Origin of the sequence: Daejeonella sp., assembly GCF_044348475.1 — a bacterium.
In the GTDB taxonomy this organism is placed as follows: domain Bacteria; phylum Bacteroidota; class Bacteroidia; order Sphingobacteriales; family Sphingobacteriaceae; genus Daejeonella.
On sequence record NZ_JBIKSU010000015.1, the window covers coordinates 1 to 12,076 of the forward strand.

At 38.1% G+C, this 12,076-nt stretch carries 10 protein-coding genes; 7 read left to right on the forward strand and 3 right to left on the reverse strand.

The features are described 5' to 3' along the window. Positions 1 to 384: 384 nt before the first annotated feature. Positions 385 to 2,271, forward strand: coding sequence for a DEAD/DEAH box helicase (locus ACIQZ6_RS05550; RefSeq protein ID WP_395809020.1), 1,887 nt, complete (start codon positions 385 to 387; stop codon positions 2,269 to 2,271). A gap of 534 nt (positions 2,272 to 2,805) precedes the next feature. Here the strand turns inward: ACIQZ6_RS05550 and ACIQZ6_RS05555 are convergent. From ACIQZ6_RS05555 to ACIQZ6_RS05565, 3 genes are read right to left on the reverse strand one after another with little or no spacing between them, the layout of a single operon-like run. After that, positions 2,806 to 3,813, reverse strand: a complete 1,008-nt coding sequence (locus tag ACIQZ6_RS05555; RefSeq protein ID WP_395809022.1) for an NAD(P)H-dependent glycerol-3-phosphate dehydrogenase — start codon at positions 3,811 to 3,813, stop codon at positions 2,806 to 2,808. 60 nt (positions 3,814 to 3,873) lie between these two features. Continuing rightward, entirely contained in the window at positions 3,874 to 5,238 is a 1,365-nt protein-coding gene (locus ACIQZ6_RS05560; RefSeq protein ID WP_395809024.1) for an efflux RND transporter periplasmic adaptor subunit, read from the reverse strand. Positions 5,239 to 5,265: 27 nt separating this feature from the next. Then, a complete protein-coding gene (locus ACIQZ6_RS05565) occupies positions 5,266 to 6,615 on the reverse strand; it encodes a TolC family protein (RefSeq protein WP_395809026.1) in 1,350 nt (449 codons plus the stop codon). A gap of 127 nt (positions 6,616 to 6,742) precedes the next feature. Here ACIQZ6_RS05565 and ACIQZ6_RS05570 point away from each other — a divergent pair, with 127 nt between their 5' ends. The 6 genes from ACIQZ6_RS05570 to rlmH all read left to right on the forward strand — a co-directional run bounded on the left by ACIQZ6_RS05570 (position 6,743) and on the right by rlmH (position 11,933). Further along, positions 6,743 to 7,333 (forward strand): polysaccharide deacetylase family protein, encoded by a 591-nt coding sequence (locus tag ACIQZ6_RS05570; RefSeq protein ID WP_395809028.1) that lies wholly within the window; start codon positions 6,743 to 6,745, stop codon positions 7,331 to 7,333. Positions 7,334 to 7,450: 117 nt separating this feature from the next. Further along, positions 7,451 to 7,807, forward strand: coding sequence for a 6-carboxytetrahydropterin synthase QueD (queD, locus tag ACIQZ6_RS05575; RefSeq protein WP_395809030.1), 357 nt, complete (start codon positions 7,451 to 7,453; stop codon positions 7,805 to 7,807). A gap of 143 nt (positions 7,808 to 7,950) precedes the next feature. After that, the gene (locus ACIQZ6_RS05580; RefSeq protein ID WP_395809032.1) at positions 7,951 to 8,337 is read left to right on the forward strand and encodes a DUF302 domain-containing protein; all 387 of its coding nucleotides are present in this window, start codon (positions 7,951 to 7,953) and stop codon (positions 8,335 to 8,337) included. A gap of 16 nt (positions 8,338 to 8,353) precedes the next feature. Beyond that, a complete protein-coding gene (locus ACIQZ6_RS05585; RefSeq protein ID WP_395809034.1) occupies positions 8,354 to 8,818 on the forward strand; it encodes an OsmC family protein in 465 nt (154 codons plus the stop codon). A gap of 182 nt (positions 8,819 to 9,000) precedes the next feature. Next, a complete protein-coding gene (locus ACIQZ6_RS05590) occupies positions 9,001 to 11,262 on the forward strand; it encodes an aconitate hydratase (protein WP_395809036.1) in 2,262 nt (753 codons plus the stop codon). A 197-nt stretch (positions 11,263 to 11,459) separates the two neighbouring features. Beyond that, a complete protein-coding gene (gene rlmH, locus ACIQZ6_RS05595) occupies positions 11,460 to 11,933 on the forward strand; it encodes a 23S rRNA (pseudouridine(1915)-N(3))-methyltransferase RlmH (protein ID WP_395809038.1) in 474 nt (157 codons plus the stop codon). The last annotated feature ends 143 nt before the right edge of the window (positions 11,934 to 12,076 follow it).

Sequence of the window (12,076 nt, forward strand, 5' to 3'; positions counted from 1 at the left end):
CAATCTCAAACAAATCGTCCATTCACTGAACCTCCGTTCACCTCTCTTCCGCATTGACTGGTGCGGCAATTACAGTCCCAGCCTTCGCAGAACCTTTCATAGCAGCAGGCGCAGCGGTGGGATTTTTGGTACTTTTTTCCTACAGAAAAAGGACTAGGCCCCCGCGGCTATGAGCGGAATGAAATGATAAAATGCTTGGTTACACCAAGCACAAGAAAATTTGTTTGTATTAAAAACGAAAACCACTCTTAAAAAATAGCAATCCGTTAAATCCAATAACTCCAATCATAAAACCTCATCTTTAGCTTAATAATAAAATGCCAAATTAAAACCTTACCTTTGCGGCGCTTTCAGCAATAAGGCTGTGAGCACTTATAAATTATCATGAACCCATTTAGTACCTTGGGTATCCGTCATGATATTGTTAATGCCATTACTGAACTGGGGTTCGAAAATCCCACACCAATCCAGGAGCAATCTATCCCGGTATTACTTTCAGGCAGCAACGATTTTGTCGGATTAGCTCAAACAGGAACCGGTAAAACGGCAGCCTTTGGCCTCCCCCTATTAGAATTATTGGATTTTGAAGAAAATTATCCACAAGCGCTAATTCTTTGTCCCACTCGTGAACTCTGTTTACAGATCACCAGCGATATAAAAAACTACGCCAAAAACATGAAAGACGTTCAAGTCGTTGCTGTTTATGGCGGTGCTAACATTTCAGATCAGTTACGCCAAATCAAGCGTGGTGTACAGATTGTTGTGGCCACTCCAGGCCGTATGCTTGATATTATCAACCGGAAAGCAATTAATTTCGGTCAAGTTCAATTTGTAGTACTTGACGAGGCAGATGAAATGCTTAACATGGGCTTTCAGGAAGACATTGACAGCATTTTATCAACCACACCGGAAGATAAAAAAACTTGGTTGTTTTCTGCGACCATGCCAAACGAAGTTAGACGTATTGCCAAAAAATACATGACAGATCCGTTCGAGTTGACCATGGGTACTAAAAATACCGGAAATGTCAATATCGAACATGAATATTATATCGTTAAAGCGCGTGATAAATACGCCGCATTTAAGCGAATTGTAGATTTCAATCCTGAAATTTTCGGGATAGTATTTTGCCGTACCAAAATTGAAACTCAGGAAATTGCTGAGTCTTTGATGAAAGATGGCTACAATGCGGATGCATTGCATGGCGACTTATCACAACAACAACGAGATAAAGTTATGAAGCGCTATCGTGATCGTAGTCTTCAATTATTAATTGCAACTGATGTTGCAGCAAGGGGTATTGACGTGAATGACGTAACACACGTTATCAACTATTCATTACCCGATGAGATTGAAAACTATACTCACCGAAGCGGCCGTACAGGACGTGCAGGAAAAACCGGTATTTCTATCGCGATCATCAACTCAAAAGAACTTGGCAAGATTCGTCACATTGAGCGTACCATTGGAAAGCAGTTTACAAAGGCTGAAATTCCAACTGGATTTGATGTTTGCGAAAAGCAATTATTTGCGATGATCCACAAGGTTCATAATGTTGAAGTGAATGAAGAACAGATCGAACAATACATTCCACGTATTATGGATGAATTTAAAGATCTTGATAAAGAACAAATCATCAAACGATTTGCTTCTCTTGAATTTAACCGTTTCTTGGAATATTATTCTAAAGCGCCTGATCTGAATGTTTCTGGTGACGATCGTGGTTATGAGCGTACAGAAAGAGGTGATCGTGCTGAACGCGGAGATCGTTCATTCAAGTCAAGTACAAGTCCGGGTTACACCCGTTTATTCATGAACTTGGGATCAGTTGATGATTTTACTCGTGGAGATATGTTGGGCTTTATTTGCAACAATACGAAGATCAGCGGTAAAAGCGTTGGTAAAATAGATTTAAAAGGTGTTTTCACTTTCTTTGAAGTTGAAGAATCTGCAGTAAATCAGGTTATTGAGGGATTTAAATCTGTTGATTTCCAAGGCAGAGATGTACGGATAGAACTGGCCGGCGATCGTGAAGGCGGAAGCAGCGAACGAGGTGGTTCATACCGCGGAAGTGGTGGCGGCGGCGGTGGTTACCGTGGCGGTGGAAGTGGCGGTGGTTACCGCGGCGGAAGCGGTGGCGGACGTCGTGAAGGTGGCGGTGGCGGTGGTTTCCGCGACTTCTCAGGCAAACGCCGTGAAGATCGTGGCGGTAGCAGTAGCACTGGCGGACGCCGTGAAGGCGGAAGCGGAGAAAGACGCAGACGCATCTAAAAGTACATAGAGCAAAGTATAAGGAGCAAAGACTGGGTTAAAACCTGAGTTTTTGCTCCTTTTTTTGTTTTTAACCAGGATTATCTGTTATCAGTTGTCTGTTATCAGTTGTCTGTTGTCTGTTATCTGTTGTCTGTTGTCTGTTGTCAGATAGGAGTTAGTTAGTTGGTTAGTAATTAGTTGGTTAGTAAGAATGAATACCGGTCATTTCAAGGCAAGAAACTTCCTTAACTTATAATTCCTAGTTCTGTTGTCTGTTGTCAGAGGTATGAAGTCGGAGGTCGGAGGTATGAAGTCTGAGGTATGAAGTCTGAAGTATGAAGTATGAGATTGCACGATTTGATTTTAACTTATTACTTACAACTTATTACTTACAACTTTCTGCTTTTAGCTTTTGAGAGGTCTGTTATCTGAGGTATGAAGTCTGAGGTATGAAGTCTGAGATTGCACGATTTGCTTTCTGCTTTTGACTTTCTGCTTTTGACTTTTGGCTTTTAGCTTTTGACTTTCTGCTTTCTGCTTTTAGCTAATACTTCAAGTCAGCTGTTCTGACAATAGTTTCATCTCAATCTGGGGTGAGTGCCTTTCATAAAGGATGGCATAAACTGCCCTACAGATAGGCATATTCACTTTATATGTTTTGTTGATTTGATGCAGACAATAAACTGCGTAATAACCTTCAGCAATCATATTCATCTCAAGCTGGGCTGAAGTAACTGTATAGCCCTTGCCTATCATATTCCCAAAAGTACGATTACGGCTAAACTGGGAATAAGCAGTTACCAATAAATCACCAAGATAAGCCGACTCTTTGATATCCCTGTCAATTGGGTGGACAGCATTAACAAAACTTTCAATCTCACGGATAGCATTTGAAATAAGGACCGCCTGGAAATTATCGCCGTATCCAATACCGCGGCAAATTCCACTAGCAACCGCATAAATATTTTTTAAGACCGCTGCGTACTCAGTACCGTAAATATCATCCGAAACATTGGTTTTAATGTATCGTGTATTTAGCATTGAAGCAAAATGAGCAGCCAGGGTACTATCCTGCGAAGCAATAGTTAGATACGATAATTTTTCAAGGGCAACTTCTTCAGCATGGCAGGGGCCGCTGATCACAATAATATCACTAAAAGGAATATGGTAATGCTGATTCATGAATTCGCCGATGATCATATTTTCATCAGGCACTATTCCTTTAATGGCCGATATGATCTTTTTCCCTTTCAAATCATCCGAACTAATATCTTTCAGCGCTTCTTTTAAAAAAGCAGCAGGAACATTGAGAAGGATCAAGTCAGATACTGCAATGATCGATTTCAGATCTGAGCCAATGTTCTCATCAGGCACCTTGATTTCAACAGAACTTAGATAATGCGGATTATGGTTATATCGGCGAATGTGTTCTATTGCATCATTATTGCGCATCCACCAGTAAATTTCCTTATCGATAAGATTATCAGACAATATCTTTACAATAGCGGTAGCCCAGCTACCACCTCCAACAACTGCTATCTTATTTTGAGTATGCGACATAATAAAAAATCCCGTCCACAATAATGCTGTGAACGGGACAAGTTAGGAATTTCTTAGAAATTAGTTTTTCTTTTCGCCAGCAAAAAGTTTTTCTTTATCTACTTTTTCAACCATAGCGCTATCCTTTAAGGTTTTGGAAATTGCTGTAAATGGAAGAGAAATCACTTCTTCTCCACCTTTTAATCCTGATTTTATCAAAATATAGGTGTCATCCTGAATTCCTGTGGTCACTAAAACCTGTTTAACCTTTCCTGCATTGTATACAAATACATATTCTTTTACAGGTTCGGCATCTTTTAATTTTTCCTTTTCATCTTTGGCTGTAGCTGGCTTATTACCCTTTTCAGATTCATTCTCTTCTTTTTTCTTTTCACGAGTAGTTACAGACTGAATAGGCACGGCAATTCCAGAGAATTGTTCCGTTTGAATATCTACCGTAGCAGACAATCCCGGACGGAATGGCGAAGGATTTGCAGCATCAGAACGTACTAGTTTAGCATAAGATTCTGGTAAAATTCGAACCTTTACGGTAAAATTGGTAACCTGATCTGTTGATGTTCCAACAACACTTGAAGAACTTGCAATCTCTGTAACTTCTCCTTTAAATTTCTGATTCTGAAAAGCATCAACCTCAATATCAGCTAAATCACCAACTGATACACGATTTATATCACTTTCATTTACATCTACACTCACTTCCATTGAACTCAGATTTGAAATTCTCATGATTTCTGTACCCGCCATTTGTGAAGTACCAAGGATACGATCACCCAATTCAATAGATAATTTTGAAATAACTCCATCGACAGGAGCATTGATGGTTGTCTTTGCTAAGTTTGCACCAGCTTCTTTTACCACTGCATTAGACTGCTCTACACCAAATCTAGAAGCTACAACATTCTGACGTGTTGATTCAAGGCTTGCTTTTGAACCTTCAAACTCGGCTTTAACTGCATCAAACTCAGCTGCAGATATCACTTTTTTAGCAAAAAGTTCCTGATTACGTTTGTATTTAGCAGTAGTATTAGCAAAAGTAGCTTCTACTTGCTTTAACTGCTGCTGCGTACTTGCCAAAGATGCCTTTTGACTATTTAATGAAGCAACTGCACGATCATAACCTGACTGCAGAACATCTGGGCGCACCTTACATAATAACTGCCCTTTCTTAACCACATCGCCCTCTTTAACGAGTAATTCAACAACCTCGCCAGATACTTCAGCACTTAACTTGACTTCTATTTCAGGTTGAACCTTACCACTTGCCGAAACCGTTTCTATGATTGTACGCTTTGCCACTTTTTCAACAGCTACCTGAGTAACCTCGCTTTTACCAAACCAGCCGAGTTTATTACCCGCAACTGCTACAACTACAAGTATTCCTGCTCCAATGAGCACATATTTTAATGTATTATTTTTCTTTGCCATGTTATAATTATAAGGATGGGGTTTTAATTAAAAGGTTATAGGGTTACCCAGATAAAAATCAATTACTTTACTTCTGAATATAAAATCATATTGCGCCTGTATCTGGTCAAATTGCGCTTTGTTTAGGTTTGTTTGAGCCTGATTATAATCCAAAGAATTTACCAATCCTACAGAATAACGTTGCTCAATTACATTAAAAGCCTCTTTTGATGATTGAAATGCTGTTTGAGTAGAATAATAACGCTTTTCTGCAGCTCTTAAATCGTAAACTGCCTGGTTAATTACCTTATTCAGGTTGTTTTTTGCAAGCTGCTCATTGATCACCGAATTCTGGAAATTTATCTTCGCTCTTCTGACAGAAGAACGAGCTGCCAACCCATTAAAAATAGGAATACTTAATCCAAAACCTATAAACTGATTAAAGTTATCTTTTACTTGTGTGCCAAAGGTGTTGTTTCCAAATGAACCATTCGAATACCTAGTACCAAAACCACTCTGTAGATTTAATGAAGGAAAGTAATTTCCTTTTGCAATTTCTATACCCTTTTCTGATACCTGTTTTCTCAATTCAGCTAAACGTATATCAGGAAAGCTAGAGGATGCTAATTTAAATACGTCAATAGCAGCGTAGGCAGAATTAACCTTTGACATATCTTCAATCTTAGGTTTTTCAACTTCAAATGCAGAAGATGGGTCAAGCTCCAATAATTGGGCAAGATTTAGAAATGAGAGGTCAACCTGATTCTGAGCATTCGTAACATTTAGTTCTGCAGTGGCAACTTGCGACCTGGCTTGTGCAAGATCTGCAAGTGTTTTACTACCTACATCAAAAAACTTTTGCTCAATATCAAGTTGCTGATTAGAAATAGCCAATTGCTGCCTTGAAGCAAGTAAAAGATCCTGTGCATTTAATACCGAGAGGTAATTAGTAACTACAGCTAAAACTAGGTCATTCTTAATTTTCTGGGTATTGCTCTTATCAGCATCAAGCTGTAACTTATTCTGCGAAATTTGGTTAATTTTTTGAAAGCCCTGAAATAATGCAGTACCAGATGATACATTTCCACTAGTAGAAGTAATTGCCTGATTAACAAACTGATTTGTCAAAGGATCAATACTTCTACCAAAATTAAAGTTCAAACCAGTATTGGCATTTAGCGTAGGATATAAGGCTAGTTTAGATTGCTGAAGATTTTCTTCAGATATTGCCTCCGAAAACTGAGATTGTTTGATTTGAAGATTATTTTCGATTACAAGTTCTGTAGCACGTTTTAAAGTAATGCGCTCCTGTGCAGAAAGTGATGTTGCAGAAAAAGCGATTAGTAAAAAAGAGTAAACAGAACATCTGAAAAAGCACTGACCATTTATATGTTTCATATCGTGTTAAACAAAATTGATTCGATTAAAAATCTGGGTAAAAATACTACCAATTAATTAGTTAACATATTTATCTTCGTGATAAATAAAAATTAAGCCTTTGTATCTGATAAATTCTCCTTTTTGGTTGCAGTGGTTCTACCCAACATTAACCTTTCATAAAAACAGAAAGGAGAAAAGCATTTATCTGACTTTTGACGACGGACCTATACCAGTTGTTACACCCTATGTATTAAATACGCTTAAAAAGTTTAATGCAAAAGCAACATTCTTTTGCATTGGCGAGAATATTGATAAACATCCAAAGATATACGCAGATGTAATTTCAGAAGGGCATACGATTGGGAATCATACATATAACCACTTAAAAGGCTGGAATACGAACAATAACGACTATTTAAACAATATCAAAAAATGCTCGGAACTTACAGGCAGCAAACTGTTCAGACCTCCTTATGGCCGAATTAAAAAATCACAAATTTCTGCGATCAAAGAGCAAATTCCAGAAACCGAAATAGTAATGTGGGATGTTCTGAGTGGCGACTTTGATCAAACAATCACTACCCAAACTTGCATCAATAATGTATTAAAAAATAGTAGGAATGGCTCAATAATAGTATTTCACGATAGTATCAAAGCTTTTGATCGGCTTGAGCATAGCCTGCCTGTTATTCTTGAACATTTAAGCAATAATGGTTTTACTTTCAAAGTACTTTAAAAATAGTACTCTAGCCTAATTTCAAACTCAAAAACCATTCTTGATTATTTATTATTTATCCTCACAAAACTGATTTGGATCATTTTTATCGGTTTTTTTTAGACCTAATTTTGGTCTATGATAATTTACAAGCAATTTTCATTTGATGCCGCACATTTTTTGCCTGTTGTGCCTGAAGGCCATAAATGTGGAAACATGCATGGTCATACGTATATGCTAACGGTATTTATTGAAGGACATCCCGATGAAAAAAGTGGATGGATTATCGATTATGGAGATTTGAAAAAATCTATTCAGCCGGTAATTGAAAAGCTGGACCATCATTTATTGAATGAAATTCTTGGCCTTGAAAATCCAACAAGCGAAAATTTAGCCATCTGGCTATGGCACAAGATAAAGCCTCTGGTACCTGAATTAATAAAAATCGAATTAAAAGAGACTCCGAGCTCCGGAGTAATTTATGAAGGTTTTTAACATCGCTAATCTTTTGAATGGCCGAAAAAATCAGGATACTATTTCATTCTTAAGAATCTTAATGAATGTAACAGTTGTAACAGAGCATTCACCTTAAAAAATTCAATTTTGATACATAATCTAATCATTTAAACCACTTGAATATGAGTTACTATTTCACAAAAAAAATCAATGGAGATTTTGAAAGCGCCATTACAAAAGTTACCGAAGAACTAAAAAAAGAGGGTTTTGGAATCCTGACTGAAATTGATGTGCAGGCAACATTCAAGAAAAAACTAGATATAGATTTTAAAAAATACAGGATTCTGGGTGCATGCAATCCAAACTTTGCATTTGAAGCAATTCAAGCTGAAGATAAAATTGGGACCATGTTACCCTGCAATGTGATTGTTCAGGAGCAAGAAGATGGAATTGTGGAGGTGTCAGCAGTAGATCCTGTTGCATCTATGGTATCTGTCCAGAATAATTCCCTGGCCAACATAGCCTCTGAAGTGAGCGAAAAATTAAACAGAGTAATTAATAACCTATAACCTAAACGCAGAGATCATGGTACACGAAATTGAAGCCCAATGGATGGGTAAAATGCAATTCAATGCCCTAGTTAACGGACATACAGTAGTTATGGACGCTCCTGAGAAAGTTGGAGGAGAAGACAGCGGACCAATCCCGAAGCCATTCATTTTAACCGCTCTTTCTGGATGCACGGGCATGGATATTGTGGCCATCCTCAGAAAGGCAGAAAAAGAAGTAGATGATTTTGACCTGAAGGTTATAGGTGAGATTAGTACGAGAGCTCCAATAGAATATACTGCTATTCATGTGATCTATAATTTTAAAGGGAAAAGTGAAAACATGGAGGCAGCATTACAAGCCGTTAACGATTCACAAAAAAAATACTGTGGTGTAAGCAATATGCTGAAAAAAGTATTGCCTGTAACCTGGGATATATTCTATAATGGCTCCCAGATTTTTAGCAATAAAGCAGAAGAAATTCCTGAATTAAGTATTTAGTAGGCCTTTATTAATTTATTTCAATTAACCTGTTTGAATTATTTTACGAAGAATAGATCATTTTTTTATTGAAATAGCAGATTTATTACACTTTCAATAGACTAAACGCTTCATTTTTCAGGTCGTTTTTTGTAACTTCGCCCGCAGTTAAATTAGAAATAAATTAAAATCAAGCAAATAACATGGCATTTGATTTAGACATGATCAAAAAGGTTTACAACAACTACGGCCCTCGTATTGAGGCAGCTCGCAAAGTAGTTGGGAAACCACTGACACTTACAGAGAAAATATTATACGCCCACTTGTGGGAAGGTAATGCCACTCAAGCGCATGAACGCGGCATAACGTATGTAGATTTCGCACCAGACCGTGTAGCAATGCAGGATGCAACAGCCCAAATGGCTTTATTGCAATTTATGCAGGCAGGAAGACCAACAGTTGCTGTTCCGTCTACTGTACATTGCGATCACCTAATCCAGGCAAAGGTTGGAGCAGATTCAGATCTTGAAACAGCCAACACTCAGAATAAGGAGGTTTATGATTTTCTTGCTTCTGTTTCAAATAAATATGGAATTGGTTTCTGGAAGCCGGGCGCCGGTATCATTCACCAAGTAGTTTTGGAAAATTACGCCTTCCCAGGTGGAATGATGATTGGTACTGACTCACATACACCAAATGCAGGTGGTTTGGGAATGATTGCTATAGGTGTTGGTGGTGCAGATGCTTGTGATGTAATGGCTGGATTGGCTTGGGAACTTAAATTCCCTAAACTTATCGGCGTTAAACTAAGCGGAAAATTATCTGGCTGGGCATCTGCAAAAGATGTGATCCTGAAGGTTGCCGGTATACTTACAGTAAAAGGTGGAACAGGTGCTATTGTTGAATATTTTGGCGAAGGTGCTAGATCTCTTTCTGCAACAGGAAAAGGAACAATTTGTAATATGGGTGCTGAAATTGGAGCTACCACTTCAGTTTTTGGGTATGATGATAAAATTGCTACCTACTTAAAAGGTACTGAACGTGCAGAAATTGCAGGATTAGCTGATCAAATAAAAGAACATTTAACAGGTGATGATGAAGTTTATGCTAATCCGCATAATTATTTCGATCAGGTTATTGAGATTGACCTTTCAACACTTGAACCACATATCAATGGTCCGTTTACTCCGGATATGGCATGGCCGCTTTCACAATTTGCAGCTGCTGTTAAAGAAAATGGATGGCCGCAAACCTTAGAAGTTGGCTTGATTGGTTCATGTACAAACTCTTCTTACGAAGACATTTCAAGAGCCGCATCTATTGCACAACAAGCGGTAGATAAGAAACTGATTTCTAAAGCCGAGTTTACAATTACTCCAGGATCTGAACTTGTTCGCTATACAGTAGCGCGTGACGGTTTCCTGAAAACCTTTGAAAATATGGGCGGAGTAGTTCTGGCAAATGCCTGCGGTCCATGTATCGGACAATGGGCTCGTCATAGTGATGATCCTACCCGCAAAAACTCAATCATCACTTCATTCAACCGGAACTTCAAATCGCGTAACGATGGAAACCCAAATACGCATGCATTTGTAGCTTCGCCAGAACTGGTTACTGCAATGACCATTGCCGGAGACTTGGCTTTTAATCCGATGACCGACACCCTGATCAACTCAGCTGGTGAGCAGGTTAAGCTTGAAGAACCTCAAGGTCTTGAAATGCCAATTAAAGGTTTTGACGTAGAAGATGCCGGATATCAGGCACCTGCACAAGATGGAAGTAAAGTAAGTGTGATCGTTGATGAAAAATCTTCGCGTCTGCAATTACTTGATCCATTTAAAGCATGGGAAGGTACAGACATCAAGGGATTAAAACTTCTGATTAAAGCAAAAGGCAAATGTACTACAGATCATATTTCTATGGCTGGTCCATGGTTAAAATTCAGAGGCCACTTAGATAATATCTCTAACAATATGCTGATCGGTGCTACTAACTTCTTTAATGACAAAGCGGATACTGTTAAGAATCAGTTTACTGGAGAATATGGCCCGGTACCAGCAACAGCCCGTGCTTACAAAGCAAAAGGTATTGGAAGTATTGTTGTAGGAGATGAAAACTACGGTGAAGGATCATCACGCGAACATGCAGCAATGGAGCCAAGACATCTTGGCGTTCGTGCTATTCTAGTGAAATCATTTGCCCGCATTCACGAAACCAACTTGAAAAAACAAGGAATGCTTGCCTTAACATTTGCTGATGCAAACGATTACGACAAAATTCGTGAAGATGATTCAATTGATATTACAGGTTTAAATGATTTTGCACCTGCAAAACCATTGAACATTGTTTTGAATCATATCGACGGAACAACTGATACATTTAATGTAAACCATACCTATAATGAACAACAAATTGAATGGTTCAAAGCTGGTGGCGCATTGAATATCATCAGAATGAATCAATAAAATATAAAACAATCATTTAAAAGCTTAAGGCCTGTAGTAATACCATAAGGCCTTAAGCTTTTTTCTATTATATGATTTCTGTAAAGATTTTTACAAAAATGAGATCTTAACTTTGATATGAATTACTCTATAATTGATGGTACTGTTTTCAATTCAACCATGATCAATAAATCAGGCTCGGTAACCCTATTAAGATAATGAAGATCAGCCTACTCACCATCGGCAAAACAGAAGACAACTATCTTATTGAGGGTATTGATATCTATTTAAAGCGACTGAAACATTATATTCCGTTTCGTATAGTAGAGATACCAGAATTAAAGAACACCAAAAGCCTTTCAAAAGATCAGCAAAAGAGCAAGGAAGCTGAATTGATCTTTAAAAACATTCAAAGTACAGATCACGTTATTCTGCTTGATGAAAATGGGAAGCAGTTTTCATCCAAAGACTTTTCTGTATTTTTAAATAAGAAAATGGTTGGCGGCCAACAGCATTTGGTATTTATCATTGGGGGGCCATATGGCTTCAGCGAAGAAGTTTATACAAGAAGTAATGATAAGGTTTCACTATCACAAATGACGTTCTCACATCAAATGATTCGATTGTTTTTTGTTGAGCAATTATATCGTGCCTATACTATCTTAAAAGGAGAGCCCTATCACCACGATTAAGTCAGTAAATATGACAGATTATAAAAGAAAATACCGATTCAGGTACGCCAATACAGGTAATGAAAAGAAGCAATTCTGGATCTTTGTTCTGATCGGATTAGCCTTAGGAGCTGCAATTCTGTACTTTTTCTGATCCAATAAAA

Bases quoted from the DNA above. Each gene is read 5' to 3' on its own strand.
- ACIQZ6_RS05550 (WP_395809020.1), top strand. From the start codon at position 385: ATGAACCCATTTAGTACCTTGGGTATCCGTCATGATATTGTTAATGCC.
- ACIQZ6_RS05555 (WP_395809022.1), bottom strand. From the start codon at position 3,813: ATGTCGCATACTCAAAATAAGATAGCAGTTGTTGGAGGTGGTAGCTGG.
- ACIQZ6_RS05560 (WP_395809024.1), bottom strand. From the start codon at position 5,238: ATGGCAAAGAAAAATAATACATTAAAATATGTGCTCATTGGAGCAGGA.
- ACIQZ6_RS05565 (WP_395809026.1), bottom strand. From the start codon at position 6,615: ATGAAACATATAAATGGTCAGTGCTTTTTCAGATGTTCTGTTTACTCT.
- queD (WP_395809030.1), top strand. From the start codon at position 7,451: ATGATAATTTACAAGCAATTTTCATTTGATGCCGCACATTTTTTGCCT.
- ACIQZ6_RS05580 (WP_395809032.1), top strand. From the start codon at position 7,951: ATGAGTTACTATTTCACAAAAAAAATCAATGGAGATTTTGAAAGCGCC.
- ACIQZ6_RS05585 (WP_395809034.1), top strand. From the start codon at position 8,354: ATGGTACACGAAATTGAAGCCCAATGGATGGGTAAAATGCAATTCAAT.
- ACIQZ6_RS05590 (WP_395809036.1), top strand. From the start codon at position 9,001: ATGGCATTTGATTTAGACATGATCAAAAAGGTTTACAACAACTACGGC.
- rlmH (WP_395809038.1), top strand. From the start codon at position 11,460: ATGAAGATCAGCCTACTCACCATCGGCAAAACAGAAGACAACTATCTT.